Here is a 25,968-nt window from a genome sequence, read left to right on the forward strand (position 1 = left end):
ACGCGCCCGATGGCGCGTTTTTTTTATTTCTGGCAGGCCGGGCACCAGTAAAAAGGCCTTGATGAAAGCATCGTTTTTTCAATTATCCCACCGCAGCGTTCGCACGGCTCCCCGGCACGATGAAACACCCTGAAGCTGAAGATAGCTCCGTGATGTTTATTCTCATTAACCTGCCCTCGAGTCTGATAGGACAAACGCGGAATGGCCAGCAGAGCTGAGGCAAAACGCTCAGCCTGCTCAACGGTGAGATCTTCGGCACGATGATGAGGCGCAAGCCCGGCCTCCCAGAGAATTTCCACCCGGAGATAGTTACCCAGCCCGGCCAAAAATGCCTGATCCAGCAGCAGGCCGCTGAACTGCCTGCGGCGAAAACGCGGCGACAGCAGGCGCACTTTGACCTGCTCCACCGTTAAGGTTTCATCCAGCACATCCGGCCCTACGCGCAGCAGGAATGGATGCTTTTCAATCTGCTCCTGCTCGAGTATTTCAATATCCGAAGCGCTATACAGCAAAATAGCTTTTTCAGCCGTTTGCAGCTTAACCCGTAGCACTCGCTTAGTTTCTGGCTCTTTATCAGCCTCAACCACGCGCCAGACGCCATACAACTGGTTATGGCTGTATAATGTCAGCCCGTTAGAGAAATGCGTCAACATCGCTTTGCCGCGGGTTTCAATCCGCTCGATAGTTTTGCCCGTCAGCATGGCCTCAAACGGTTTTAGCTCCTCATAAGCAAACCAGGCTTCGGTTAACGGCTTACCGGCAACGGCGGCTTCAAGCTTGTCCGCCGCGCGGCGAATTTCCGGTCCTTCCGGCATACTACACTCCTCAAATGCTTAGTCTTCCTGCGCCAATTGCCACGCCAGCTGTTCAAGATAGACTGCCTGTTCACGGCGCGCTTTTAGCGCCTCCTCAAGCGAGCACTGAACAAAATGAATCGGCTCGCCCAGCCTCACCTGCGCCAGATGGTAAAGGTCAGCCTCGATAACGCAGGCAATACGCGGGTAGCCGCCAGTGGTCTGGGCGTCATTCATCAGCACAATCGGCTGGCCGTTATGCGGCACCTGAATAACACCCGGCAGTAGCCCGTGAGACAACATCTCCCGCTCGATCCCCCGTTCCAGCTCGGCCCCCTGCAATCGGTAGCCCATGCGGTTACTCTGCGGACTTACCTGCCACGGAAGCCGCCAGAAACTTTCCTGTGCGGTCTTGCTAAATTCCTGATATTCCGGCCCCGGCAGGGCGCGAATGCGGTTGCCCCAAAGCAGCTGTTTTACCCCGCGAGAATGCTGGAATTTGCGCTGCGCCGCTTTCAAAGGAATTCGATCGCCGTCGCGTAACAAGCGGCCATGATAGCCGCCAATACCCGCTTTTAAGTCGGTACTGGCTGACCCCATAACCTGCGGCACATCCAGCCCGCCCGCAACGGCAAGATAGCTCCGCATCCCGTGGGAAGGCGTTTTCAGCGTAAGGCGCTGCCCTGCTTTAACCGGCAAGCGCCATCCTGTCCAGACGGCCTTGCCGTCCAGCTCCGCATGGCAGCCCGCGCCGGTTAGCGCAAACCAGCCTGATTTTTCAAACTCTACAACGCACTGCCCGAGAGTGATTTCAAGCAGCGGCGCATCCTGCTCGTTGCCCACCAGCAAATTGGCGACACTGGCAGCTGGAGCATCGAGCGCACCGCAGCGGCTGACGCCAAACTGACGGAAACCTTCCCGCCCGGTGTCCTGCACGCTGGTCTGCATTCCGGCGCGAAGAATATTCAGCATACGCCCTCCTTCTGCGGCACAAAGCGCACGCTGTCTCCGGGTAATAATAAGGTTGGCGGCTCGCCGCCGGAGGTAAACAAGCTGAGGGAAGTCCGGCCAATAATTTGCCAGCCTCCCGGGGTTGCAAGCGGGTAAATGCCCGTCTGCCCGCCGCCGATGCCTACCGAGCCTGCGGCAACCTGAAGGCGAGGTTCCCCGCGGCGCGGCGTCGCAAGCGTCTCCGGCAGACCGCCCAGGTAAGCGAACCCCGGCTGGAAGCCAAGGAAATAGACGATGTATTCCGTGCCTGAATGAAGCGCTACCACCTGCTCCGGCGTAAGCTGGCTGTGGCGCGCCACTACGTCAAGATCCGGGCCCTGCTCGCCGCCATAAATCACCGGGATCTCAACCCGGCGGGATTCAGGGGCAAAGGCCTCACTCTCTTCCCACCAGCTTTGCAGCCACTCAATGCCGTCCAGCGCCAGGCGTTCAGGGTGTTTGAGCACCACGGTGATGTTATTCATGCCGGGAATGGCCTCACTCACCTCATCAGAGGCGGTAAGGCGGCGCAGCAGACCCCAGATGCGTTGCTGGCTGGTTAATAAAACCGGCGGTTCCAGCTCGAGAACGACCGCCCTTTCACCTAACAAATAACAGCGAGCTCGTTGCACACGCCCTCCGGCATTAAGCGGGGTTCGGAATATCGATAAAGGTTACATCGAGGTCGGTTTCGCTATTCAGCCAGTCGCTGAGCGCCTGAATACCCCCGCGCTCTGTAGCATGATGACCAGCGGCATAGAAATGCAGCCCCTGCTCGCGAGCGGAATGAATGGTCTGCTCGGAAACCTCACCGGTGATAAACGCATCCACGCCAAAGCGTGCCGCACTGTCGATAAAGCTCTGCCCGCCGCCGGTACACCACGCCACGCGGCGAATCTGGTCGGGGCCTGTGTCGCCGCACCACAGCGGCGTGCGGCCTAAGCGCATCTCAATCCACGACGCCAGCTCAACGCCGGAAAGCGCCGTTGGGAATTCGCCCCACGGCACCAGAGGCTCAATTTCACCTTTGGTTTCAATCCCCAGCAACGCGCCAAGCTGGGCGTTATTGCCGAGCTGAGGGTGCGCGTCCAGCGGTAAGTGCCAGCCGAACAGATTGATGTCGTTAGCCAGCAGCGTTTTCAGGCGGTTACGCTTCATGCCGCGAATAACGGGTGATTCGTTTTTCCAGAAATAACCGTGGTGCACAATCACAGCATCGGCCTGCTGACGAACCGCTTCATCAAGCAATGCCTGGCTTGCGGTGACGCCGGTAATAATTTTTTTGACCTCTTCCCGGCCTTCAACCTGCAGGCCGTTTGGCGCAAAATCGCTGATGGCCGCGCTGTTCAGCTTTTCATTAATCAGGCGTTCCAGTTCACTGTTTTTCATCATTATTCTCTTCAGTTATTTTCTTGCCGCCTCATAGGCCGCAAGCGTCGCTATTCGGGCTTGTTTATGGTCGACAATCGGGCGCGGGTAGTCCAGCGTTTGCTGCTGTTTTTCGGCCCAGACCCACGGCGTATGCACCTGTTTGCCCGGCACTCCGGCGAGTTCCGGCAGCCAGTGACGGATAAAGTCGCCTTCGGCGTCAAACCGCTCGCCCTGGGTCGTTGGATTAAAAATACGGAAGTAAGGCGCGGCGTCGGTGCCCGTGGAAGCCGCCCACTGCCAGCCGCCGTTATTCGCCGCTAAATCACCGTCAATCAGCTGCGACATAAAATAATGCTCGCCCTGCCGCCAGTCGATAAGCAGGTCTTTGACCAGGAAGCTCGCCACCACCATGCGCAGGCGGTTATGCATCCAGCCGGTTTCATTCAGCTGGCGCATGGCCGCATCCACAATCGGGTAACCGGTTTTCCCCTGCTGCCAGGCTTCCAGCATTTTAATATCGTCGTTCCAGCGTACTTTATCGGTCCAGGCGATAAACGGCCGGTGGCGACAAAGTTTAGGGTAAGCGACCATCAGGTGGCGGTAAAACTCACGCCAGATAAGCTCATTAAGCCAGGTGGCTCCCGCCTCGCCCTCCAGCGCTTTGGGGTGCTCTTTTAACAGGCGATGCAGACACTGGCGGGGGGATAAAACGCCGATAGCCAGATAAGGCGAAAGGCGGCTGGTGCCTTCGATAGCGGGAAAATCGCGCTGCTCCGGATAGCGGGCTACCGGCTCAAGGCTAAACGCGCGCAGTTGAGCAATAGCCGCCTGCTCGCCCACGGGGAAAAGGCTTGCCTCGAACTTTTCACGAGGAAAATCGAAAGAAAAATCCTCATGGAATACGGCATCGCCCCGTTTTTTGGGGGCGGGAACGCACTCCGGCAGGCCTTCGTGCAGGCGTTTGATAAAGGCCTTACTGAAGGGAGTAAACACCTTATACATTTCGCGGTTGCCGGTTGTGACGCTTCCGGGAGGCAGCAACAGGCTGTCATCAAAGCCCTGGCAGACCACATCCCGGCCGAGCGTTTTTTCCAGCGCGGCATCACGCCCGCGTTCGTTAACTTCGTATTGGTAGTTATAAAAAAGCGCATCAACTTGCTGCTGCTCGCAAAACTGTTTCACACAGTCGAGCGATTCAGCAAAATCCGCTACTTGCCTGATGTGCAGCGTTATTCCGCGGTCAGCAAGCGCAGCACCCAACGCTTTAAGATGCTCAAAGATAAATCCCGCCTGCTTCGGCGCCATAACGTGTTGCCGCCACTGCTCGGGCGTAACGATAAATAATCCGATAACTGCCGCATCGGGATTGCGGCAGGCGGCATGCAAAGCGTAATTATCGTGAAGACGAAGATCGTTGCGAAACCAGACCAGATGAGTGGCCATAACTCTCCCTGAATTAGTTGCCGTAACGCAGGCGAAGTGCCTCGGGGTACGGTTCAAAATAGCGCTGCTGCTCGAGATAATGGTCCGGGTATTCTGCCATATAGTGCTTCAGCAGGGTGACAGGCGCCAGCAAAGGCTGCGTCCCCTGGCGATAGCGGGCAATAAGGTCAGACAGCTCCTGACGCTGGCGCGCATTAAGCTGGCGGCGGAAATAACCCTGAACATGCATCAGCACGTTAGTGTGGTTGCGGCGCGTGGCGTGGTGTGCCAGCAGGGACATTAAACGCAGGCGATACTCGACAAAAAATTCATCCAGCGATGCCCAGTTTTCGATAGAGGCCACAAAACGCCCCAGTTCCCGATATTCCGGCTGGGAATGGGCTAGCAGCAGCAATTTATAGCGGCTGTGGAAGGCAATCAGCTTCCCGCGCGTTAAACCGCCTTTGCGCACCAGATTGAGGTCGTGCAGCGTATAGACTCGTTCGACAAAATTCTCGCGGATAGCCGGGTCGCAAAGCCGCCCATCCTCTTCTACCGGCAACCAGGGAAACTGACGCTGAAGTTCGGTGGTAAAAATACCGGTGCCGCTTTTACGATTATTTTTGCTATCGGCGTCGTAAACCCGTACGCGCTCCAGCCCGCAGCTCGGGGATTTGGCGCAGACGATGTAGCCGCAGAGATGTTCCAGCCCGCTCACCCGGCGTGAGGAGAAATCCTGCATCGCTGCGGTAAGGTCTCCTTCGGTCTGGTTGCTGAAACGCAGGGCAATTTCACCCTCATTGATTTTTACCAGGCGCAGCGCCGGGCGAGGTGTGGGAAGGCCAATAGCCATTTCAGGGCAGATGGCTTCGAAGCGCACCCAGGGAGCAAGATCGTTAACGGCAAACGCCATTCGCTTATGGCCGCCGTCAAAGCGAACATTTTCCCCAAGTAAACAGGCGCTGATACCAATCGGAATGCTGTCGTTCATTGTCGGCTCCTTAGTTGTTAACTAAGTGTAGCAAGACGCGGGCAACAAAAAAGCTACCCGAAGGTAGCTTTTGTCAAAACGATTCAGCTTTTAGTAAAAATCACAGGCGGCTGCTTCTGACTGCGCCATCCACACCGGTTTATCGCTGGTTTTAGACCAGACGCGATGCAGGTAGCTGTAAAAACGGGCGCGATCTTTCCAGAACAGCATCACCGGCAGGGCCAGTACGCCAGCGGTAACAGCAAACACGCGACGCAGGATGACCTGATGCGCAGGGTATTCTTTATATAAAGACATAGGCTTCTCCTTCTTAGTTTGTGACCGGCAACACAGGCCGGAAAATTGAAACTTGTTATCTGGTCAAAATAGTATCTCATTGCCTGAAAGTTTACTACTCCTCCGACCAGATATTTGTGCTTTTTTGTGCCCTGCCTGGCCTTTACTTCGTAATTAAGTTACAAAATGGTTAAATAAATACTAATCATTAGTTAACTAATGGCTTTTCCATTTTTATACTTTTTTTACACCCTGCCCCCGGACTTTTACGACATCTTTTCACCCGAAATCCTATTCTGCCGCCAAATGCTAAACGCACCGTTGGAGGTGGATTGTGAGTGCAGGCGTCATAACCGGCATCGTGCTGGTCTTCGTGCTGTTGGGTTACCTGGTTTATGCCCTGATTAAAGCGGAGGCTTTTTAATGGCTGCGTCCGGATTTTTACTGATCGCCAGCTTTCTGCTGGTGCTCTTCATTCTTGCCAGGCCTTTAGGCAGCGTGCTTGCTCGCCTGATTGAAGGTGAACCGCTACCGGTGGTTGGCCGCATCGAGCCGCTGCTGTGGTGGCTAATCGGCAGCAAGGGTGAAGAGATGGGCTGGAAACGCTATTTAATGGCGATTCTGGCATTCAACGTTTTTGGGCTTCTGGTGCTGTTTATGGTGCTGACGTTCCAGGGCAGCCTGCCGCTTAACCCGCAGCAGCTCCCCGGGCTCTCCTGGCACCTGGCACTGAATACGGCGGTAAGCTTCGTCTCCAATACCGACTGGCAGTCCTACGGCGGGGAAACCACGCTGAGCTACTTCAGCCAGATGGTTGGCCTGACGGTGCAAAACTTCGTTTCGGCGGCGACCGGTATTGCGGTGGTGTTTGCCCTGATCCGCGGCTTCTCGCGTCATTCAGCCAGCACGCTGGGTAACGCCTGGGTCGATTTAACTCGCGTCACGCTCTACATCCTGCTGCCTATTTCTCTGGTGATGGCGCTGTTCTTTATCAGCCAGGGCTCGCTGCAGAACTTCTCTGCTTACCAGCCTTACACCACGATTGAAGGCGTTCAGCATCTACTGCCGATGGGGCCAGTTGCCTCTCAGGAAGCTATCAAGATGCTCGGCACCAACGGCGGCGGCTTCTTTAACGCTAACTCATCTCACCCGTTTGAAAACCCAACGGCGCTGACCAACTTCGTCCAGATGCTTGCGATCTTCCTGATCCCGACCGCGCTCTGTTTCGCCTTTGGTGAAGCGGTAGGCGACCGCCGTCAGGGCCGCGCTCTGCTTTGGGCGATGACGATAATCTTCGTGGTCTGCGCGGCGGTGGTTATGTGGGCAGAATTGCAGGGTAACCCGCACTTCGGCCAGTTCGGCGCCAACAGCAACATCAATATGGAAGGGAAAGAGAGCCGCTTCGGCATTCTCGCCAGCAGCCTGTTTGCGGTCATCACAACCGCAGCATCCTGCGGTGCGGTCAACGCCATGCATGACTCCTTTACCGCGCTCGGCGGCATGGTGCCGATGTGGCTGATGCAAATTGGCGAGGTGGTATTTGGCGGCGTCGGTGCGGGCCTTTACGGCATGCTGCTGTTCGTGCTGCTGGCGGTGTTTATCGCCGGGCTGATGATTGGCCGTACTCCTGAATACCTCGGTAAAAAAATCGATGTGCCGGAAATGAAGATGACCTCGCTTGCGATCCTGATAACCCCGGCGCTGGTTCTGCTTGGCTCCGCCCTGGCGCTAATGACCGACGCCGGCCGCAGCGGCATAGCTAACCCCGGCATTCACGGCTTCAGCGAAGTGCTTTACGCGGTTTCGTCTGCCGCCAACAACAACGGCAGCGCCTTTGCAGGCCTGAGCACCAACACCCCGTTCTGGAACGTTCTGCTGGCGGTGTGTATGTGGTTTGGCCGCTTCGCGGTCATCATCCCGGTGATGGCGATTGCCGGTTCTCTGGCAGCAAAAAAATCCCAGGCTGTCAGCATCGGTACGCTGCCAACCCACGGCCCGCTGTTTATCGGTTTACTGATTGGGACAGTGCTGCTGGTTGGCGCCCTGACCTTTATCCCCGCCCTCGCTTTAGGCCCGGTTGCGGAACACCTTTCTCTGGTTAATTTCTGAATACGAGGCTTCCATGAGTCGCAAGCAACTGGCGCTGTTTGAACCGGGTCTGATTCGTCAGGCGCTAATTGATTCCTTTAAAAAGCTCACGCCGCAGGTGCAGTGGCGCAACCCGGTGATGTTTATCGTCTGGGTAGGGAGCGTTATCACTACCCTGCTGGGGATAGCGATGCTCACCGGCATGCAGCAGGGTGACGCCATATTCACCCTCGCTATCAGCGTGTGGCTGTGGTTTACCGTGTTGTTCGCTAATTTTGCTGAAGCGCTGGCCGAAGGCCGCAGTAAGGCCCAGGCCAATAGCCTGAAAGGCGTGAAAAAAACCAGCTGGGCTCGCAAGCTGCGTAGCCCACAGCACGATGCTCAGGTTGACCATATTCCGGCGGCCGACCTGCGTAAAGGCGACGTGGTACTGGTCGAAGCCGGGGATATTATCCCCTGCGACGGCGAAGTGCTGGAAGGTGGGGCATCAGTGGATGAAAGCGCCATCACCGGCGAGTCCGCGCCGGTTATCCGTGAGTCCGGCGGCGACTTCGCGTCGGTCACCGGCGGCACACGCATCCTGTCCGACTGGCTGGTCATTCAGTGCAGCGTGAACCCGGGGGAAACCTTCCTCGACCGCATGATTGCCATGGTTGAAAGCGCTCAGCGCCGCAAAACGCCGAACGAAATCGCCCTGACCATTCTGCTGGTTGCCTTAACTATCGTGCTGCTGCTGGCAACCGCCACGCTGTGGCCGTTCTCGGCCTACGGCGGCGCCGCTGCCAGCGTAACCGTGCTGGTTGCTCTGCTGGTCTGCCTGATCCCAACCACTATCGGCGGGCTGCTTTCCGCCATCGGCGTAGCCGGGATGAGCCGCATGCTGGGTGCGAACGTTATTGCCACCAGCGGTCGTGCGGTAGAAGCTGCGGGCGACATCGACGTGCTGCTGCTGGATAAAACCGGCACCATTACGCTCGGCAACCGCCAGGCTTCCGCCTTCCTCCCGGCTCCGGGCGTGGATGAAAAAGAGCTGGCCGACGCGGCACAGCTGGCCTCACTGGCGGATGAAACGCCGGAAGGCCGCAGCATTGTGGTGCTGGCAAAACAGCGCTTCAACCTGCGTGAACGCGATGTGCAAAGCCTGCAGGCGACGTTTGTGCCGTTTACCGCCCAAACCCGCATGAGCGGTATCAACATTCAGGACCGCATGATCCGCAAAGGCTCCGTGGATGCCATTCGCCGCCACGTTGAGGTGAACAACGGGCACTTCCCGGCTCAGGTAGACACGCTGGTAGAAGGCGTTGCACGCCAGGGCGGTACGCCGCTGGTGGTTGCCGAAGGCGCTAACGTGCTGGGCGTAATCGCGCTGAAAGACATCGTTAAAGGTGGGATCAAAGAGCGTTTCGCACAGTTGCGCCAGATGGGTATCAAAACGGTAATGATTACCGGCGATAACCGCCTGACCGCCGCCGCAATTGCCGCCGAAGCCGGGGTGGATGATTTCCTGTCTGAAGCCACGCCGGAAGCCAAACTGGCGCTTATCCGCCAGTACCAGGCCGAAGGCCGCCTGGTGGCGATGACCGGCGACGGCACCAACGACGCCCCGGCTCTGGCCCAGGCTGACGTTGCGGTAGCGATGAACTCAGGAACGCAGGCGGCCAAAGAAGCCGGCAATATGGTCGACCTGGACTCCAACCCGACCAAGCTGATTGAGGTCGTGCATATCGGCAAACAGATGCTGATGACGCGCGGGTCGCTGACCACCTTCAGTATCGCCAACGACGTGGCGAAGTATTTCGCCATTATCCCGGCGGCGTTTGCGGCAACTTACCCGCAGCTTAACGCCCTGAACGTGATGCACCTGCACTCCCCTGCTTCGGCAATTCTGAGTGCGGTTATTTTCAATGCGCTGATCATTATCTGCCTGATCCCGCTGGCCCTGAAAGGCATTAGCTACAAACCGCTGAGCGCCGCCGCAATGCTGCGCCGCAACCTGTGGATTTATGGTTTAGGCGGAATAGTTGTGCCGTTCATCGGCATCAAAGTAATAGATGTGATCCTGACCGTTTGCGGTCTGGTCTAAGAGGAAGAGAACATGGCTACGCTACGCCCCGCTTTATTATTGCTGATTGTCTTAACGTTGATTACCGGAGGGGTTTACCCCCTCATCGCCACGCTGCTGGGCCAGTGGTGGTTCCCGGCCCAGGCAAACGGCTCGTTAATCGTCGAAGACGGCAAAGTTCGCGGCTCAGAACTCATCGGCCAGGACTTTACCAACGCAAAATATTTCCAGGGCCGCCCTTCTGCCACTTCGGATAGCCCCTATAATCCAATGGCATCCGGCGGCAGTAACCTTGCGGCCAGCAACCCGGAGCTGGACAAAGAGGTTAAAGCACGTATTAGCGCACTGCGTGCGGCTAACCCGCAGGCAAGTCCGGCTGTACCGGTTGAGCTGGTAACCACTTCCGCCAGCGGCCTCGACGGGCAGCTTTCCCCGGAAGCAACCGCCTGGCAGATCCCACGCGTTGCTCAGGCAAGGAATCTGCCGGTTGAGCAAGTTGCTCGCCTGGTGGAAGCCAACACCACCACGCCGCTGGTTAACTTTATCGGCATGCCGGTAGTGAATATCGTTAAGCTGAACCTGGCCCTGGACAATCTACAGGCGAAGTAAAAAGGAAGCGTTATGACCGAGGAGCCGCTGCGCCCCAACCCCGACAAACTGCTGGAGAAAGTGAATCGCCAGCCGCGTGGGAAACTGAAAATTTTCTTCGGCGCCTGCGCGGGCGTCGGGAAAACCTACGCCATGCTTCAGGAGGCGCAGCGCCTGCGGGCGCAGGGCCTCGATGTCCTGGTGGGCGTGGTTGAAACCCACGGCCGCCAGGAAACCGCCGAACTTCTTAAGGGGCTGAGTATTCAGCCCCCTCGTCGTATTCATCACCGGGGGCGTCTGGTTCAGGAGTTTGACCTCGACGCCGCCCTCGCCCGCAGCCCTGCCCTGATCCTGATGGACGAACTGGCGCACAGTAATGCGCCTGGCTCCCGCCATCCCAAACGCTGGCAGGATGTTGAAGAGCTACTGGAAGCGGGTATTGACGTGCTGACTTCGGTCAACGTCCAGCATCTGGAAAGCCTCAACGACGTGGTTGGCGGCGTAACCGGCATTCAGGTTCGTGAAACCGTGCCGGACCCGATTTTCGACGCCGCCGATGAAGTCGTGCTGGTGGACTTACCCCCGGACGACCTTCGCCAGCGCCTGCACGAAGGCAAAGTTTATATTTCCGGCCAGGCCGAGCGTGCAATCGAACATTTCTTCCGTAAAGGCAACCTGATTGCCCTGCGCGAGCTGGCACTGCGCCGCACCGCAGACAGGGTTGATGACCAGATGCGCGCCTGGCGTGATAACCAGGGGCAGGAGAAAGTCTGGCATACCCGGGACGCCATCCTGCTTTGCATCGGCCACAGCGCCGGAAATGAAAAGCTGGTGCGCACCGCCGCCCGCCTCGCGGCCAAGCTCGGCAGCGTCTGGCACGCCGTTTATGTTGAAACCCCGCAACTGCACCGGCTGCCGGAAAACCAGCGCAGGTCAATCCTCGGCGCACTGCGGCTGGCCCAGGAGTTAGGCGCTGAAACAGTGACTCTCGCCGATCCCAACGAAGAGAAAGCGGTGCTGCGCTACGCCCGCGAGCACAATCTTGGCAAAATTATCATCGGCCGCCATACCACGCGCCGCTGGTGGCACCGCACCTCTTTTGCCGACCGGCTTGCTAAACGCGCACCCGATCTTGATTTAGTCATCGTCGCGCTGGATGAAAAACCCGCCCCTTCTCCTGTGAGAGCGCCGGACATGCGCTCGATAAGCGAAAAATGGCGGATCCAGCTGCGAGGCTGCATTGTTGCGGTGGTGCTGTGCGCGTTTATCACTTTTATTGCCAATCAGTGGCTGGTGGCGTTCGACGCCGCAAACCTGGTAATGATCTACCTGCTGGGCGTGGTTATCGTCGCCCTGTTCTATGGCCGCTGGCCTTCGGTGCTGGCAACGATAGTTAACGTCATCAGCTTTGATTTGTTCTTTATTGCCCCGCGCGGCACGCTGGCGGTTTCCGACGTTCAGTACCTGCTGACCTTTGGCGTCATGCTTACCGTCGGGCTGGTGATTGGTAATCTCACAGCAGGGGTGCGCTACCAGGCGCGAATAGCCCGCTACCGGGAACAACGTACCCGCCATCTTTACGAAATGTCTAAAGCGCTGGCGGACGACCGCACGCCGCAGGAAGTAGCCGCCACCAGCGTGCAGTTCATCAACAACACTTTCCAGGCCCGCAGCCTGCTGTTGCTGCCGGACGAGCATGGCAAGCTGAGCCGCATTGCCGCCGAAGGCGAGCCAGCCCAGTGGGATGAAGCGATTGCGCGCTGGAGCTTTGATAAGGGGCAGCCTGCCGGCGCGGGAACCGACACATTACCGGGCGTGCCTTACCGCATCCTGCCGCTGAGCACTACCGAGCGCACGCTTGGGCTGCTGGTAGTAGAGCCGGAAAACCTACGCCAGCTGATGATCCCCGAGCAGCAGCGCCTGCTGGAAACATTTACCCTGCTGGTTGCCACCGCCCTGGACAGGCTGCTGCTGACCGCAAGCGAAGAGCAGGCCCGCCTTTCAAGCGAACGCGAGCAAATACGCAACTCGCTGCTGGCGGCGCTCTCTCACGATCTGCGCACTCCGCTGACCGTGCTGTTCGGCCAGGCCGAAATTTTAACCCTGGATTTAGCCAGCGAAGGGTCAAAGCATGCGCCTCAGGCCAATGAGATACGTCAGCATGTGCTCAATACCACGAGGCTTGTGAATAATCTGCTGGATATGGCGCGCATTCAGTCGGGCGGCTTTAACCTGCGTAAAGAGTGGCTGACGCTTGAAGAGGTGATCGGCAGCGCGTTGAAGATGCTCGAACCGGACCCTGGCGGCCGCCACATTACGCTAAATATGCCCGATCCGTTAATGCTGATAGAAGTCGATGGCCCGCTGTTCGAGCGGGTGCTGATTAATCTCCTGGAGAATGCGGCCAAATATGCGGGCTACAAAGCGGAGATAGGCATCAAGGCAACGGCGGCGGCGCAGAAGCTCGACCTGGAAGTCTGGGACAGCGGGCCGGGTATTCCGGCTGGTAAAGAGCTGCTGATTTTTGATAAATTTGCCCGCGGTAACAAAGAGTCGGCTATTCCGGGCGTGGGCCTGGGGCTGGCCATCTGCCGGGCGATTGTTGAAGTTCACGGCGGCACAATTTATGCGCTTAACCGCCCTGAAGGCGGTGCCAGCTTCCACGTTGTGCTACCTTTATCGCCTCCCCCCGAACTCCCTGAAATGATTGAGGCGCTGTGACAACGGTTCTGATAATTGAGGATGAAAAAGAGATCCGCCGCTTTCTGCGTACCGCGCTGGAAGACGAATCGTTACGCGTGTTTGATGCCGAAACCCTACAGCGCGGCCTGATCGAAGCGGCAACCCGCAAGCCGGATCTGGTGATTCTGGATCTTGGCCTGCCGGACGGCGACGGCATCGATTTTATTCGCGATTTCCGCCAGTGGAGCCAGACCCCGATTATCGTTTTGTCGGCACGCAGCGACGAGCAGGCAAAAATCGCCGCGCTGGACGCGGGTGCCGATGATTTTCTCAGCAAGCCCTTTGGCATCGGCGAGCTTCAGGCCCGGCTGCGGGTGGCTCTGCGTCGCCACGCCAGCATCGTTCAGCCCGATCCTGTTTATCAATTTTCTGCCATCACGGTCGATCTCTCCTCGCGCCGCATCACCCGCGGCGAAGAGGAAATTCACCTTACCCCAATAGAATTCCGCCTGCTGGCGACGCTGCTTAACAACCACGGAAAAGTGCTGACCCAGCGCCAGTTGCTTAACCAGGTCTGGGGCCCCAACGCGGTGGAGCACAGCCACTATCTGCGTATCTATATGGGCCACCTGCGTCAGAAGCTGGAAAACGATCCCGCTCGTCCCCGCCACCTGCTCACCGAAACCGGCATCGGCTACCGTTTTATGCTGTGAAAGAGTAACCTCTTGTCCGTTCAAGAGGAGCCTTTTATGAGCGCATGGTTAATGTATGCCCTGCTATCTGCCGCCACGGCGGCGCTGGTAGCTATTTTTGGTAAAGTTGGTTTGCAGCATCTGGATGCCAATACCGCTACGGCCGTTCGCGCCGTAGTAATGGCGCTATTTCTGGTCGGTGTGGTGGTGGTTCAGGGCAAAATGAATCTGGTCAGCACGGTGTTTGCCGACAAAAAAGCGCTGCTGTTTATTCTGCTGAGCGGCGTGGCCGGAGCCCTTTCGTGGCTGTTTTACTTTATGGCGATTAAAAACGGCGAAGTCTCTAAGGTTGCGCCGATAGACAAGCTAAGCGTGGTGTTTGCCGTGATCCTGGCGGTGATTTTTTTCGGCGAGAAAGTTTCGCTGATTGCCGGTATCGGCGTGGCGCTGATCGCCTGCGGCGGTTTGATGGTTGCTCTGGGCTAAACTCTTCTCTCGGGCGCCTCAGGGCGCTCTCCCTCCTAACTTATTGAAATCAGATCATTTCACCACAATCAACAACATATAATAAACAATTCCACTACCATTAGATCTTTATGCAAACCTATTCACTACGTTATGCATAACCCATGAATTTTTATTTCTGTTTCTCCTTTGATTTGTTGATAAAGCTCACAGTAAAAGGCTTTTCGCCAGATAAAATGGCGCTACCTTTACATAAAAGGAAAATCAAATGGAAAACAACAATCGGGTTATGCCTCATATCAGGCGCACGACGCATATTATGATGGTTTCCCACCGCAGCTGTTTCGACTTCCACTTCTTTAACGCTCTATAACCTTTCAGATAGCTGACACTGCATTAGCCTTGTTATCTCCGTTACCCGATTAATTTTGGGTGGCCAGTAACCTGCGTCTAATTTCGTCAGCAACAAAATAAAATCTTTTTATTCGCGGCTGCTGGGCCGTCGGGATTTTATTATTCAAAAAAATGACCTGACCCACTGACCATTATTATTGTGTCAGCGACACGCCATTGTCATTTTCCAGCCCACCCACAATTGCTGAGCTATTAGCAATTGAAGGACAACTTTATCTGAAATAAAGGTTATATTATGCAATCTTTAAAAATCGCGCTTAATCGTAATTGCCCCGACTGCTTTACTACCGGGAGAGAAATCGTCAATTTATCGTCCACTGATTTCATCGACGTGGCCGCCGCCGTGCTGTCCGTGCCCGACCTGTACAGCGGCATCGTGGAGCAGATAGAGCAGACCGGCTTTGGCCTGCCCGTGTTTGTTGCGATTAACGAGAATGAAATGATCCCGGAGGAATATTACTCCCGCATCACCGGCATTTTCGAACCCAGTGAAACCAAGGCTGAATATTATGGCCGCCAGCTGGAAGCCGCGGCAGAAAAATATGAAAAAGGTTTACGCCCGCCATTTTTCGATGCCATGGTTAATTATGTCGAACAGGGAAACAGTGCTTTTGATTGCCCGGGACACCAAGGTGGCCAATTTTTCCGCCGTCATCCTACCGGCAATCAGTTCGTTAATTTCTTTGGCGAAACGCTGTTCCGTTCTGACTTATGTAATGCCGACGTTTCAATGGGCGATCTGCTTATTCACGAAGGTGCGCCAAGTACCGCGCAACAGCACGCGGCTAAAGTTTTTAATGCCGACAAAACTTATTTCGTACTTAACGGAACCTCTTCATCAAATAAAGTCGTATTAAACGCGCTGTTGACGCCGGGAGATTTAGTTTTATTCGATCGTAATAACCATAAATCGAATCACCATGGCGCATTAATTCAGGCCGGTGCGACGCCGGTTTATCTGGAAACCGCCCGCAACCCGTATGGCTTTATCGGCGGCATTGACGCGCACTGCTTTGAAGAGCGTTACCTGCGTGAGCAAATCGAAGCGGTAGCGCCAAACCGCGCCCGCGAACAACGCCCCTTCCGCCTGGCGGTTATCCAGCTCGGCACCTATGACGGCACGGTGTATAACGCGCGCCAGGTGGTTGATAAGATCGGGCATCTTTGCGACTACATCCTGTTTGACTCGGCCTGGGTGGGCTATGAGCAGTTTATTCCGATGATGGAAGCCTGCTCGCCGCTGCTGCTCGAGCTGGATGAAAACGATCCGGGGATTTTGGTTACGCAGTCGGTGCATAAGCAGCAGGCTGGTTTCTCACAAACCTCCCAGATCCACAAAAAAGATAGCCATATCAAAGGCCAGGCACGCTACGTTAACCATAAACGCATGAATAACGCCTTTATGATGCACGCTTCAACCAGCCCGTTTTATCCTCTGTTTGCCGCGCTGGACGTCAACGCCAGAATGCACGAAGGCGAAAGTGGCAAACGCATGTGGATGAACTGCGTGGAAACCGGGATCGATACACGCAAACTGTTGCTGAAAAGCTGCAAATACCTGCGCCCGTTTGTACCGGTGCTGGTAGACGGCAAACCGTGGGAATCATTCGAAACCGAGGAAATTGCCAACGATCTGCGCTTCTTCCACTTCGTGCCCGGAGAACGCTGGCACGCCTTCGAAGGCTATGCCGAACATCAATATTTTGTAGACCCCTGCAAGCTGCTTCTCACAACGCCGGGCATTAATGCCACAACCGGCGAATATGAGGCCTTTGGCGTTCCCGCCACCATCCTCGCTAACTACCTGCGCGAAAACAGCATCGTGCCCGAGAAGTGCGACCTGAACTCTATCCTGTTCCTGCTCACCCCGGCGGAAGACATGGCAAAAATGCAACATCTGGTGGCCCACCTGGTGCGCTTTGAGCATTTGCTGGAAACCGATGCCCCGCTCGCCGATGTTCTCCCGTCTTTATATCGCCAGTACCAGGAACGTTACGAAGGCTACACCCTGCGCCAGCTGTGCCAGGAAATGCACGACCTGTACGCCAGCCTCAACGTGAAACAACTGCAAAAAGAGATGTTCCGCCACGACCACTTCCCACGCGTTGCGATGAATCCTCAGCAGGCAAACCTTGCGTTTGTACGCGGTGAGGTGGAGCTGGTGCCGCTAAGCGAGGTGGAAGGCCGTATTGCCGCGGAAGGCGCCCTGCCATACCCGCCGGGGGTGCTGTGCGTAGTGCCGGGGGAAATCTGGGGCGGTTCTGTACAGCACTATTTCCAGGCGCTGGAGGACGGTATTAACCAGCTTCCCGGCTTCGCACCGGAATTGCAGGGCGTGTACATCGAAGAGTGCGACGGACGTAAACGCGTCTGGAGTTATGTGCTGAAACGCTAATTTTCCACCACTTTCACGTTGAGACTTTGATTATGGCAACGCAAAAAAGCAACAAGATGGGCGTGGTGCAGCTGACTATCCTCACCACGGTAAACATGATGGGCTCGGGCATTATTATGCTGCCCACCAAGCTGGCAGAAGTCGGGACTATCTCGATTATCTCCTGGCTGGTTACCGCCGTCGGTTCGATGGCGCTGGCCTACGCCTTTGCCAAATGCGGGATGTTTAGCCGCAAATCCGGCGGTATGGGAGGGTATGCCGAATACGCTTTCGGCAAATCCGGCAACTTTATGGCCAACTACACCTACGGGGTATCGCTGCTGATTGCGAACGTCGCGATTGCCATTTCGGCGGTGGGCTACGGCAGCGAACTGTTCGGCGCGATACTGTCTCCGGTGCAAATTGCTATCGCCACTATCTGCGTACTGTGGATTTGTACCGTCGCCAACTTCGGCGGAGCACGTATAACCGGGCAGTTGAGCAGCATTACCGTCTGGGGCGTCATAATCCCGGTGCTTGGGCTGTCGATAATCGGCTGGTTCTGGTTCAGCCCTTCCCTGTATGCCGAGTCGTGGAACCCGCACCAGGTTCCGTTCTTCGAGGCCGTCGGCTCGTCTATCGCCATGACGCTGTGGGCCTTCCTGGGGCTGGAGTCCGCCTGCGCCAATACCGATGTAGTGGAGAACCCGGAACGCAACGTCCCGATTGCCGTAATGGGCGGCACGCTGGGCGCAGCGGTGATTTATATTGTCTCAACCAACGTGATAGCCGGGATTGTGCCAAACGTGGATATCGCCAACTCCACGGCACCGTTTGGCGTGGCCTTTGCCCAGATGTTTAACCCGACGGTCGGGAAGGTGATTATGGGGCTGATGGTCATGTCGTGCTGCGGCTCGCTGCTCGGCTGGCAGTTCACCATCGCGCAGGTGTTTAAATCATCCGCCGATGAAGGCTACTTCCCGAAAATCTTCTCCCGCTTGTCAAAGGCTGATGCCCCGGTAAAAGGCATGCTGACGATTGTAGTCTTCCAGAGCCTGCTGTCGCTGATGACCATCAGCCCTTCGCTGAACAAACAGTTCAACGTGCTGGTTAATCTGGCGGTGGTGACCAACATCATCCCTTATATTCTGTCGATGGCGGCGCTGGTGATTATTCAGAAACTGGCGAAGGTAGAGGCAGGTAAAGCGAGGATGGCGAATATAATTGCCCTGATTGGCGCGATTTACAGCTTCTATGCGCTTTACTCTTCCGGGCAGGAGGCGATGCTGTATGGTGCGATGGTGACGTTCCTGGGCTGGACGTTATACGGCCTGGTGTCGCCGCGTTTTGAATTAACCGACAGGCACATCTGATAAAAAAGGGAGCGATAATTCGCTCCCTTTTTTCATGTTACTTTTACTTCGCGTTCTTCAGCACTTCGCTGACAATCTCTACCGCTTCTTTCTCTATCTGCTCGCGGTGTTCCGCGCCCAGGAAGCTTTCGCAGTAAATCTTGTAGGCGTCTTCGGTGCCGGAAGGACGGGCGGCGAACCAGCCGTTTTCGGTCATCACCTTCAGGCCGCCGATAGAAGCCCCATTGCCCGGAGCCGCAGTCAGACGAGCGGTGATTGGGTCACCAGCCAGCGTATCCGCGCTGACCATTTCAGGAGACAGCTTAGACAACGCGGCCTTCTGCGCGGAGGTCGCAGGAGCCTGAATGCGGTTGTAGCTCGGCGCGCCAAAGCGTGCGGCCAGTTCGTCATAATGCTGCTGCGGATTTTTGCCGGTTACGGCGGTAATTTCGGCCGCCAGCAGGCACATGATGATGCCGTCTTTATCGGTAGACCACGGCGTGCCGTTAAAGCGCAGGAAAGATGCCCCCGCACTCTCTTCGCCGCCGAAGCCAAAGCTGCCGTCGAACAGGCCGTCCACAAACCATTTGAAACCCACCGGGACTTCCACCAGCTTGCGGCCCAAATCTTCTACCACGCGGTCGATCATCGCGGAAGAAACCAGGGTTTTGCCTACCGCCACCTCTTTGCCCCACTGCGGGCGATGCTGGAACAGGTAGTTAATAGCCACGGCCAGATAATGGTTAGGGTTCATCAGGCCAGCAGGCGTTACGATCCCGTGACGGTCATAGTCAGGATCGTTGGCAAACGCCAGGTCGAACTTATCGCGCAGCGCAAGCAGGCCCGCCATCGCGCATTCGGAGGAGCAGTCCATGCGGATTGCGCCGTCTTTATCGAGATGCATAAAGCGGAAGGTCTGGTCGACCTGATCGTTAACGATGGTCAGGTCAAGATTGTAGTGTTTTGCGATGCGGTGCCAGTATTCAATCCCGGAGCCGCCGAGTGGGTCAACGCCCAGCTTGAGGCCCGCTTTCTGGATGGCGGCCATATCAACGATGTCCACCAGCCCTTCGATAAACGGCTGAACCAGGTCCAGCTCTTTAACGTGGCCGCTGGCCCATGCTTTATCCAGGGAAATACGCTTCACGCCTTTCAGACCGTCGGCCAGCAGCGCATTGGCTCTGTCCTCAACGACTTTAGTGACGTTGGTATCGGCCGGGCCACCGTTTGGCGGGTTGTATTTAATGCCGCCGTCATCCGGCGGGTTATGGGATGGCGTAATCACAATCCCGTCCGCCTGAGGGCCGGCTTTCTTGTTATGCACCAGAATCGCGTTGGAGATAGCAGGCGTCGGGGTATAGCCGTTGTCCTGCTGGACAATCACGTCCACGCCGTTGGCGGCCAGCACTTCCAGCACGGAGATAAACGCAGGTTCGGAAAGCGCGTGGGTATCTTTACCCACATAGCACGGGCCGGTTATCCCGTTTTTAGCGCGTTCCTCAGCGATGGCCTGAGCAATCGCCAGAATATGAGGCTCGTTAAAGCTGTGACGAGCCGCACTGCCGCGGTGGCCGGAGGTGCCGAAATTCACCGCGTGTTCACTATTACCCACCTCAGGTTTCAGCACGTAATACTGCGCCGTAAGCTGGGCTACGTTAATCAAATCGCTCTGTTGTGCAGGTTGACCCGCACGGTCGTGGTTAGCCATTGGCTTTTCCTTACTGACGCCAGGTTTTTAAATAGTGCCGCAAACCTTTTCAATCAGCTCCGCAGGGAACTGCATTGACTGCATGATGTGTTCAACCATGCTGCGTTTACGATCCGTATTCGTGTTGGTTATCACCCAGTACGGGGTGCCCGGAACATGTTTCGGCTTGGTTTGATTGCCGCTTGCCAGCAGCGTTTGCTCGTTACCGGCAAAGTAAACCCGGGTGCGGCCATGCAGCGATTCAGTAGCTTCGCCGAAGGTTTTTGCATCCAGTTGATAAAGCGTGGAGAGCACCATCATAAAGCGGTTAACGGCCTTATTCTGGGCGGCGTATTCGTCGGATAGCAGCAGCTCACGCACCGCGCGAACGCGATTGCGGGCGGTATTAGCCGGTTTCTCTTCGACAACGGGCGCCGGGCGCTCCGCGGCGGCAGGTGTAGGGGTAACTGCTGGAGTTTGTCCGGCGCTAAATTTGAGCATACGCCGTAAAATGTCGGACGCGCTTTCGCCAATATGCTTGGTTTGGCTGGCAATGTAGCGATAAAGCTCGTCATCAACTTCGATTGTTTTCATCTTAATCCAGTACGATATCTTTTCTGAATACAAGTCGTTGGGATTATAGGGGCAAATCCCAACAGCGAACAGGAGGGGCGGCTTAAAGTCAGAGTAAACTGAATATTTGCCGCACGCCCGCAGGAATGCCAACATAATACCCTAACCAAACGCCCCAAAATAAAGAACTTTGCCATGAAATTAAATGCTCGCCTGCAAACTGCGCAACAATCGAATAGCAATTCCCCTATCGTGCTGATCCACGGCCTGTTCGGCAGCCTCGACAACCTTGGCATACTGGCGCGGGATTTGGGCAAGGATCACACCCTTTTGCAGATAGATCTGCGCAACCACGGACTTTCACCGCGCAGCGATGACATGAGCTATGCCGCAATGGCGCAGGACGTCATCGACACGCTCGACGCTTATAACATAGAAAAAGCAACGTTCATCGGCCACTCGATGGGCGGCAAAGTGGTGATGGCCTTAAGCGCGATTGCCCCCCAGCGCATTGATAAGCTGGTGATTATCGACATTGCACCTGTCAATTACCACGTTCGCCGTCACGACGAGATTTTCGCCGGGATCCGCGCGGTAACCGAAGCAGGCGTGAAAACGCGCCAGCAGGCCGCTCAAATAATGCGTGAGCACATTGCCGAAGAGGGCGTTATTCAGTTCCTGCTGAAATCCTTTGCCGACGGCGACTGGAAGTTCAACGTTCCGGTGCTCTGGCAACAATATGATCATATTGTCGGCTGGCAGCCGATACCTGCCTGGCAGAAACCGGCGCTGTTTATTCGCGGCGGCGACTCGCCTTATGTTGACGAAAGTCATCGGGAAGAGCTGTTAAGGCAGTTCCCTCTGGCCCACGCCCATGTGATTGCCGGAGCCGGACACTGGGTCCACGCCGAGAAACCGGATGCGGTTTTGCGCGCAATTCACCGATTTATCGACGCTGATGCGAAAAACTGATTAAAAACAGAACGACCGGGACGCAGAAGTCGCTAACGCGTTGGCGCGAATGGCGCGCTGATGTATGATGGCGCGCTTAATTGCACCGGCACCCTGCCCCTGCAGCCAGAATTCCCTGTCAGTATCCTAATCATGGCAAAAGAACAAACGGACCGTACTACATTAGATCTGTTCGCGGACGAGCGTCGCCCCGGGCGGCCTAAAACCAATCCGCTCTCGCGCGATGAGCAGCTGCGTATCAATAAACGCAACCAGCTAAAGCGCGATAAAGTGCGTGGTTTGAAGCGGGTAGAGCTAAAACTGAACAACGATGCGGTCGACGCCCTCAACCAGCTTGCCGACGCGCGTAATATTAGCCGTAGTGAGCTTATCGAAGAGATGTTGCTCGAGCAGCTCAAAAAGCTGGCTTAAGCGCTTTGTACGCGCTTCGAGAAATCTGAAATCATAAAACGGTGAGCGAAACCATGTTGCAGACTGTGCACCAGGGCGTGATAGCTGTTTCCGCTGGCGATTCTGTTCTGCTATGATTGCCCTATACGTGGGCATTTAACGGCCGGCATACTATTTAGTTTCAAGAGGTTATTTTACTCATGGCAATCGTAGGCATTTTTTTCGGCAGCGACACCGGTAACACCGAAAATATCGCGAAAATGATTCAAAAACAGCTCGGTAAAGAAGTTGCTGAGGTGCGTGACATTGCTAAAAGCAGCAAAGAAGATCTCGAAGGTTTCGACATTCTGTTGCTCGGCATTCCAACCTGGTACTACGGCGAAGCCCAGTGCGACTGGGATGATTTCTTCCCAACCCTCGAAGAAGTCGATTTCAACGGCAAGCTGGTTGCGCTGTTCGGCTGCGGCGACCAGGAAGATTATGCAGAATACTTCTGCGACGCGCTCGGCACCATCCGCGACATCATTGAACCGCGCGGCGCGGCGATTGTTGGCCACTGGCCAACCGCAGGCTACCACTTCGAAGCCTCCAAAGGCCTCGCGGATGACGACCACTTTGTTGGCCTTGCGATTGACGAAGACCGCCAGCCAGAACTGACCGCAGAACGCGTTGAAAAGTGGGTTAAGCAGGTTTCTGAAGAGCTGAATCTGGCCGATATCATTAACGCCTGATTTCAATGGCGCAAATGATGAATTTGCGCCATCTTGATAGATTGCAGCAATGAAAATAATTGCTACAAGTTTGTAACTTTCTCGTACATCCCTGTACAATGTCTTCCTGATAGCTTGGCTGATAATTACTGTAAATGGCGACGCCGCCACGATTTTTCAGCCTTATTTTGCACCATACTTGCGGTTCCCATTTAGAAGCAGCAGTTCTATAATGAGACGCATTACTCTTAACGCTCACTGCAGTTTGAGCGAATCGTTAAGCAACAGGACAATTTCCGCATGACTGACAACAATACCGCATTAAAGAAGGCCGGCTTGAAAGTCACGCTTCCGCGATTAAAAATCCTTGAAGTGCTGCAAGAGCCGGTAAATCATCACGTCAGCGCGGAAGACTTATATAAACGACTGATCGATATGGGCGAAGAGATTGGCCTGGCGACGGTCTACCGCGTGCTGAACCAGTTTGACGATGCCGGGATCGTGACCCGTCATAATTTTGAAGGCGGCAAGTCCGTTTTTGAACTGACCCAGCAGCATCACCACGATCACCTTATCTGCCTCGACTGCGGTAAAGTGATTGAATTCAGCGATGACTCCATCGAGTTGCGCCAGCGTGAAATTGCCGCTCGTCACGGTATTCGCCTGACCAACCATAGCCTGTATCTGTACGGGCACTGCGCTGAAGGCGACTGCCGCGAAGACGAAAACGCTCACGCGCCTAAAGATAAGTAAATCGCTTTAGAAAACGCTGCTCTGACGGCGGCGTTCAAAAAAACAAAAACCGGTGAATCGCTTCACCGGTTTTTTTATCGACTAAAGAAAGTAAAGCCTTAGCCGTTGTTGGCGCGAATTTCCTGCCAAATTTTGTCGCAGCGTACTTTTGCCGCTTCGTCATTGCCGCTTTTTCTGGCCTGGATGCATTTCTGGTAATCCAGCACGTTAACCGTTTCCTTCTCGGCAAAGACCTGGTGCTGTTTTTCCTGGCGCAGCACGTTCAGCACGCTCTGGCAGGCTTCAATTTTATCCGGGTTACCTTCCGCAGTATTGATACAGGCGCTATAGGCCTGCTTCAGGCGTGAGTCTTCCTTCGGAGCCGCAGGCTGAACGCAGGCGGACAGGCTAAAGGCTACGGCGGTAACCAGCAGAATCTTTTTCATATTCTATCCTTATCAAAATCGGGCGCTTTCGCGCCCGGTTTCACATCAGAAGATGGTGAATGGTGCGATAACGATGAATTTCACGTCACGCTCATCCTGGAACATGTTGCCGTAACCACCGCCCCAGCTTGGGATGTCTGAGTGGTTGTCGTACTGGGTAAAGTGAAGTTTGAACAGCGTGCCTTTAGCACGACCTTCCTGCACGGTGTACATCGCGTCCAGACTGTAAGAAGACTCTTTGATTTTGTTGGCCGCAAGATCCTGACGGTTACCGGCAGCATCAAGCGCCCAGGTAGATGGTTTCGCATCCCATGCATAGACATAGGAGCCACCCACTGCCCAACCCGGCAGGTTCCAGTTGCTCAGGTCGTACATTGCGCCGAAGAATACCGCTTTTTCGCCGTTGGCGTTGAAGTCAGAGCGGTTATCCCACCACACGTCGAGACGGCCGTTGGAGGAAGCATAGGTTGGGGTCATACGCTGTAGGAAGTACCCCTGCTGGCCTTCTGCCTTAACCATGGTTCCTTCGAGACGCAGGTCAACCTGGCCTACTTTATAGCCAAAGGTCAGCGCCTGCAGCCATGCGGTGCCGTCGTAAATATCGTTGATGGTGTTATTGCTGGCTTTATCGCGGGTGCCGTAGAACTGGTAGCTGGTGCTCAGCGGGCTGCCTGCAACATCAAATTTGTAGCTGGCTTTAGCAAAGTACTGGTCAACGAAGCCCTGGGCCTGGCCGAATGCGCCTTCCAGAATCAGATCGTTTTTGAAGTCATACTTCGCGCCGATGGAGTGCAGATAGTCGACTTTGGTCTTTTTGTCGTTCTGATAGAACTTATCCGTTTCCAGGTGCCATGGAGCCTTGTACTCGTTGGTCCACATGTAGGAGAAGCTCAGCGCGCCCGCATCGCCATAGTCAAAGGCAGCACCGGCTTCAGCACCCTGATAGGTACCCGGCATAAAGCTCCAGTGCGGAGCCAGCAGGGTCTGGCCGGTTGGCTGGATGTAACCCGCACGCGCCCAAACCGGGCCATATTTAAATTTAGCCGCGGCCTTATAGAGACTGATCCCGCTCTTATCGCCGGAATAATCTTCGCTGTAGCCTTTATTTTTGGAAGAGAAAGCGATTTCGTTCGGGTGGCCGCTGGCACTATCTTCAGCCATTTCAATCGCGGTGAATGCCGCAATATCGAGACCAAACATATCGGCCGCATAGCCGGACTGGAAGTCGAGGTTGGCGTTCCAGGTGGAGTGTGACAGGTTGGTTTTGTATTTGCCGTCAGCTACATCTTTACGGTCGCGCTCACGTTGCCAGTAATAGACGCCCCCGGTCAGCGTTGAGTCATCAACAAAGCCAGCCGCGCTAACCTGCGGAGCAACAACAAAGCCTGAAAGAGCGGTAACGCTTGCAACAGCAAGAGCAAGCGCACTACGTTTGCCACTAAACGTACGCATAGTTAAATTCCTCTTTGACGTAAAAATCATCGCCTGACGTGAAAAGCGCCATGGACGAAAAAAGTAAAATTGCCTGACGGCTAAAAAGCGGTTTTTACATTACTCACCCGCATTACTGCTGCTCATAGACTATTTTTCGCGACGCGAATTATCAATGACTTTGTATGAGAGATTTCCTGGAGTATGACAGAGAGCACATAATCTATGTGCATTTGTAACAATTTCACACAGCGGATTCTTCATCCTTCATTTCATTGATTAGCCATATAAAAAACTTTTGAGAGCGCTTTCATTATATGTGTCAGAAGATTACGGGAGAAATAGGAATAAAAAAGAGGGTATTTTCAGGCTCTGTAAATGAGAATTAATTCGCAACGCGAATGTGTATGAATGGTTAAAGGAGTGTTTTCAGAAAGAAAAAACGCCGCATAAAGCGGCGTTTTGG

Annotated in this window: 25 protein-coding genes; 14 read left to right on the forward strand and 11 right to left on the reverse strand. The window is 55.3% G+C overall.

Going from position 1 to position 25,968, the window contains the following annotated elements; translation table 11 throughout:
- Positions 1–23: 23 nt before the first annotated feature.
- The 7 genes from nei to FOC35_RS02605 form a co-directional block, all read right to left on the reverse strand.
- Complete coding sequence (gene nei / locus FOC35_RS02575) at positions 24–815, reverse strand: endonuclease VIII (RefSeq protein WP_172568054.1); 792 nt, start codon at positions 813–815, stop codon at positions 24–26.
- 18 nt (positions 816–833) lie between these two features.
- Positions 834–1,766, reverse strand: a complete 933-nt coding sequence (pxpC, locus tag FOC35_RS02580) for a 5-oxoprolinase subunit PxpC (protein ID WP_172568055.1) — start codon at positions 1,764–1,766, stop codon at positions 834–836.
- Positions 1,760–2,416 (reverse strand): 5-oxoprolinase subunit PxpB, encoded by a 657-nt coding sequence (gene pxpB / locus FOC35_RS02585; RefSeq protein WP_172568056.1) that lies wholly within the window; start codon positions 2,414–2,416, stop codon positions 1,760–1,762. The genes pxpC and pxpB overlap by 7 nt, the downstream gene beginning before the upstream one ends.
- Before the next feature lie 13 nt (positions 2,417–2,429).
- Complete coding sequence (locus FOC35_RS02590; RefSeq protein WP_039899149.1) at positions 2,430–3,173, reverse strand: type 2 GTP cyclohydrolase I; 744 nt, start codon at positions 3,171–3,173, stop codon at positions 2,430–2,432.
- 15 nt (positions 3,174–3,188) lie between these two features.
- The gene (phrB, locus tag FOC35_RS02595; protein WP_172568057.1) at positions 3,189–4,598 is read right to left on the reverse strand and encodes a deoxyribodipyrimidine photo-lyase; all 1,410 of its coding nucleotides are present in this window, start codon (positions 4,596–4,598) and stop codon (positions 3,189–3,191) included.
- A gap of 13 nt (positions 4,599–4,611) precedes the next feature.
- Entirely contained in the window at positions 4,612–5,568 is a 957-nt protein-coding gene (locus FOC35_RS02600) for a 2-thiouracil desulfurase family protein (RefSeq protein WP_172568058.1), read from the reverse strand.
- Between the two features lie 90 nt (positions 5,569–5,658).
- On the reverse strand, positions 5,659–5,865 hold the full coding sequence (locus FOC35_RS02605; protein ID WP_016535397.1) for a YbfA family protein: 207 nt from the start codon (positions 5,863–5,865) through the stop codon (positions 5,659–5,661).
- Between the two features lie 313 nt (positions 5,866–6,178).
- Between FOC35_RS02605 and kdpF the strand changes: the two genes are divergently transcribed.
- The 10 genes from kdpF (at position 6,179) to potE (ending at position 18,582) form a co-directional block, all read left to right on the forward strand.
- Positions 6,179–6,268 (forward strand): K(+)-transporting ATPase subunit F, encoded by a 90-nt coding sequence (gene kdpF, locus FOC35_RS02610; protein WP_083478380.1) that lies wholly within the window; start codon positions 6,179–6,181, stop codon positions 6,266–6,268.
- Positions 6,268–7,953: a potassium-transporting ATPase subunit KdpA gene (gene kdpA, locus FOC35_RS02615; RefSeq protein ID WP_172568059.1), complete on the forward strand. Its 1,686-nt coding sequence runs from the start codon at positions 6,268–6,270 to the stop codon at positions 7,951–7,953. Before kdpF ends, kdpA begins: the two co-directional genes overlap by 1 nt.
- A 13-nt stretch (positions 7,954–7,966) precedes the next feature.
- Entirely contained in the window at positions 7,967–10,015 is a 2,049-nt protein-coding gene (kdpB, locus tag FOC35_RS02620; RefSeq protein WP_016535394.1) for a potassium-transporting ATPase subunit KdpB, read from the forward strand.
- A 12-nt stretch (positions 10,016–10,027) separates the two neighbouring features.
- Positions 10,028–10,603, forward strand: coding sequence for a potassium-transporting ATPase subunit KdpC (gene kdpC, locus FOC35_RS02625; RefSeq protein WP_172568060.1), 576 nt, complete (start codon positions 10,028–10,030; stop codon positions 10,601–10,603).
- A 12-nt stretch (positions 10,604–10,615) separates the two neighbouring features.
- Positions 10,616–13,303, forward strand: a complete 2,688-nt coding sequence (gene kdpD / locus FOC35_RS02630; protein ID WP_172568061.1) for a two-component system sensor histidine kinase KdpD — start codon at positions 10,616–10,618, stop codon at positions 13,301–13,303.
- Positions 13,300–13,977 (forward strand): two-component system response regulator KdpE, encoded by a 678-nt coding sequence (gene kdpE, locus FOC35_RS02635; protein WP_016535391.1) that lies wholly within the window; start codon positions 13,300–13,302, stop codon positions 13,975–13,977. The genes kdpD and kdpE overlap by 4 nt, the downstream gene beginning before the upstream one ends.
- A 36-nt stretch (positions 13,978–14,013) precedes the next feature.
- Positions 14,014–14,442: an EamA family transporter gene (locus FOC35_RS02640; protein ID WP_038474634.1), complete on the forward strand. Its 429-nt coding sequence runs from the start codon at positions 14,014–14,016 to the stop codon at positions 14,440–14,442.
- A gap of 247 nt (positions 14,443–14,689) precedes the next feature.
- Positions 14,690–14,794, forward strand: coding sequence for a leader peptide SpeFL (gene speFL, locus FOC35_RS02645; RefSeq protein ID WP_115586272.1), 105 nt, complete (start codon positions 14,690–14,692; stop codon positions 14,792–14,794).
- A gap of 276 nt (positions 14,795–15,070) precedes the next feature.
- The gene (speF, locus tag FOC35_RS02650; RefSeq protein WP_016535388.1) at positions 15,071–17,230 is read left to right on the forward strand and encodes an ornithine decarboxylase SpeF; all 2,160 of its coding nucleotides are present in this window, start codon (positions 15,071–15,073) and stop codon (positions 17,228–17,230) included.
- 32 nt (positions 17,231–17,262) lie between these two features.
- Positions 17,263–18,582: a putrescine-ornithine antiporter gene (gene potE / locus FOC35_RS02655; RefSeq protein WP_016535387.1), complete on the forward strand. Its 1,320-nt coding sequence runs from the start codon at positions 17,263–17,265 to the stop codon at positions 18,580–18,582.
- A 43-nt stretch (positions 18,583–18,625) separates the two neighbouring features.
- On the opposite strand, the gene pgm is transcribed toward potE, so the two are convergent.
- Together pgm and seqA are read right to left on the reverse strand one after the other, a co-directional pair.
- The gene (pgm, locus tag FOC35_RS02660) at positions 18,626–20,269 is read right to left on the reverse strand and encodes a phosphoglucomutase (alpha-D-glucose-1,6-bisphosphate-dependent) (RefSeq protein WP_172568062.1); all 1,644 of its coding nucleotides are present in this window, start codon (positions 20,267–20,269) and stop codon (positions 18,626–18,628) included.
- 27 nt (positions 20,270–20,296) lie between these two features.
- Entirely contained in the window at positions 20,297–20,842 is a 546-nt protein-coding gene (gene seqA / locus FOC35_RS02665) for a replication initiation negative regulator SeqA (RefSeq protein ID WP_172568063.1), read from the reverse strand.
- A gap of 174 nt (positions 20,843–21,016) precedes the next feature.
- Between seqA and ybfF the strand changes: the two genes are divergently transcribed.
- From ybfF to fur, 4 genes are all read left to right on the forward strand, one after another.
- Positions 21,017–21,793, forward strand: a complete 777-nt coding sequence (ybfF, locus tag FOC35_RS02670) for an esterase (protein ID WP_172568064.1) — start codon at positions 21,017–21,019, stop codon at positions 21,791–21,793.
- Between the two features lie 132 nt (positions 21,794–21,925).
- The gene (gene ybfE / locus FOC35_RS02675; RefSeq protein ID WP_039899144.1) at positions 21,926–22,204 is read left to right on the forward strand and encodes a LexA regulated protein; all 279 of its coding nucleotides are present in this window, start codon (positions 21,926–21,928) and stop codon (positions 22,202–22,204) included.
- Positions 22,205–22,383: 179 nt separating this feature from the next.
- Positions 22,384–22,914 (forward strand): flavodoxin FldA, encoded by a 531-nt coding sequence (gene fldA / locus FOC35_RS02680; RefSeq protein WP_016535382.1) that lies wholly within the window; start codon positions 22,384–22,386, stop codon positions 22,912–22,914.
- A gap of 279 nt (positions 22,915–23,193) precedes the next feature.
- Positions 23,194–23,646, forward strand: a complete 453-nt coding sequence (gene fur, locus FOC35_RS02685; protein WP_172568065.1) for a ferric iron uptake transcriptional regulator — start codon at positions 23,194–23,196, stop codon at positions 23,644–23,646.
- Positions 23,647–23,744: 98 nt separating this feature from the next.
- On the opposite strand, the gene chiQ is transcribed toward fur, so the two are convergent.
- Positions 23,745–24,071 (reverse strand): ChiQ/YbfN family lipoprotein, encoded by a 327-nt coding sequence (gene chiQ, locus FOC35_RS02690; RefSeq protein WP_172568066.1) that lies wholly within the window; start codon positions 24,069–24,071, stop codon positions 23,745–23,747.
- A 45-nt stretch (positions 24,072–24,116) separates the two neighbouring features.
- A complete protein-coding gene (gene chiP, locus FOC35_RS02695) occupies positions 24,117–25,523 on the reverse strand; it encodes a chitoporin (protein WP_172568067.1) in 1,407 nt (468 codons plus the stop codon).
- Between the last annotated feature and the right edge of the window lie 445 nt (positions 25,524–25,968).

Source organism: Cedecea sp. FDAARGOS_727 (assembly GCF_012273235.1).
GTDB classification, from domain to species: Bacteria; Pseudomonadota; Gammaproteobacteria; order Enterobacterales; family Enterobacteriaceae; genus Cedecea; species Cedecea davisae.

What these genes read in the sequence shown, in the direction of transcription:
- nei (WP_172568054.1), bottom strand. Translation starts at nt 815, where the DNA reads ATGCCGGAAGGACCGGAAATTCGCCGCGCGGCGGACAAGCTTGAAGCC.
- pgm (WP_172568062.1), bottom strand. Translation starts at nt 20,269, where the DNA reads ATGGCTAACCACGACCGTGCGGGTCAACCTGCACAACAGAGCGATTTG.
- speF (WP_016535388.1), top strand. Translation starts at nt 15,071, where the DNA reads ATGCAATCTTTAAAAATCGCGCTTAATCGTAATTGCCCCGACTGCTTT.
- FOC35_RS02640 (WP_038474634.1), top strand. Translation starts at nt 14,014, where the DNA reads ATGAGCGCATGGTTAATGTATGCCCTGCTATCTGCCGCCACGGCGGCG.
- kdpD (WP_172568061.1), top strand. Translation starts at nt 10,616, where the DNA reads ATGACCGAGGAGCCGCTGCGCCCCAACCCCGACAAACTGCTGGAGAAA.
- phrB (WP_172568057.1), bottom strand. Translation starts at nt 4,598, where the DNA reads ATGGCCACTCATCTGGTCTGGTTTCGCAACGATCTTCGTCTTCACGAT.
- seqA (WP_172568063.1), bottom strand. Translation starts at nt 20,842, where the DNA reads ATGAAAACAATCGAAGTTGATGACGAGCTTTATCGCTACATTGCCAGC.
- speFL (WP_115586272.1), top strand. Translation starts at nt 14,690, where the DNA reads ATGGAAAACAACAATCGGGTTATGCCTCATATCAGGCGCACGACGCAT.
- pxpC (WP_172568055.1), bottom strand. Translation starts at nt 1,766, where the DNA reads ATGCTGAATATTCTTCGCGCCGGAATGCAGACCAGCGTGCAGGACACC.
- fur (WP_172568065.1), top strand. Translation starts at nt 23,194, where the DNA reads ATGACTGACAACAATACCGCATTAAAGAAGGCCGGCTTGAAAGTCACG.
- kdpB (WP_016535394.1), top strand. Translation starts at nt 7,967, where the DNA reads ATGAGTCGCAAGCAACTGGCGCTGTTTGAACCGGGTCTGATTCGTCAG.
- FOC35_RS02605 (WP_016535397.1), bottom strand. Translation starts at nt 5,865, where the DNA reads ATGTCTTTATATAAAGAATACCCTGCGCATCAGGTCATCCTGCGTCGC.
- ybfE (WP_039899144.1), top strand. Translation starts at nt 21,926, where the DNA reads ATGGCAAAAGAACAAACGGACCGTACTACATTAGATCTGTTCGCGGAC.
- FOC35_RS02590 (WP_039899149.1), bottom strand. Translation starts at nt 3,173, where the DNA reads ATGAAAAACAGTGAACTGGAACGCCTGATTAATGAAAAGCTGAACAGC.
- potE (WP_016535387.1), top strand. Translation starts at nt 17,263, where the DNA reads ATGGCAACGCAAAAAAGCAACAAGATGGGCGTGGTGCAGCTGACTATC.
- chiP (WP_172568067.1), bottom strand. Translation starts at nt 25,523, where the DNA reads ATGCGTACGTTTAGTGGCAAACGTAGTGCGCTTGCTCTTGCTGTTGCA.
- kdpA (WP_172568059.1), top strand. Translation starts at nt 6,268, where the DNA reads ATGGCTGCGTCCGGATTTTTACTGATCGCCAGCTTTCTGCTGGTGCTC.
- kdpC (WP_172568060.1), top strand. Translation starts at nt 10,028, where the DNA reads ATGGCTACGCTACGCCCCGCTTTATTATTGCTGATTGTCTTAACGTTG.
- FOC35_RS02600 (WP_172568058.1), bottom strand. Translation starts at nt 5,568, where the DNA reads ATGAACGACAGCATTCCGATTGGTATCAGCGCCTGTTTACTTGGGGAA.
- chiQ (WP_172568066.1), bottom strand. Translation starts at nt 24,071, where the DNA reads ATGAAAAAGATTCTGCTGGTTACCGCCGTAGCCTTTAGCCTGTCCGCC.
- ybfF (WP_172568064.1), top strand. Translation starts at nt 21,017, where the DNA reads ATGAAATTAAATGCTCGCCTGCAAACTGCGCAACAATCGAATAGCAAT.
- fldA (WP_016535382.1), top strand. Translation starts at nt 22,384, where the DNA reads ATGGCAATCGTAGGCATTTTTTTCGGCAGCGACACCGGTAACACCGAA.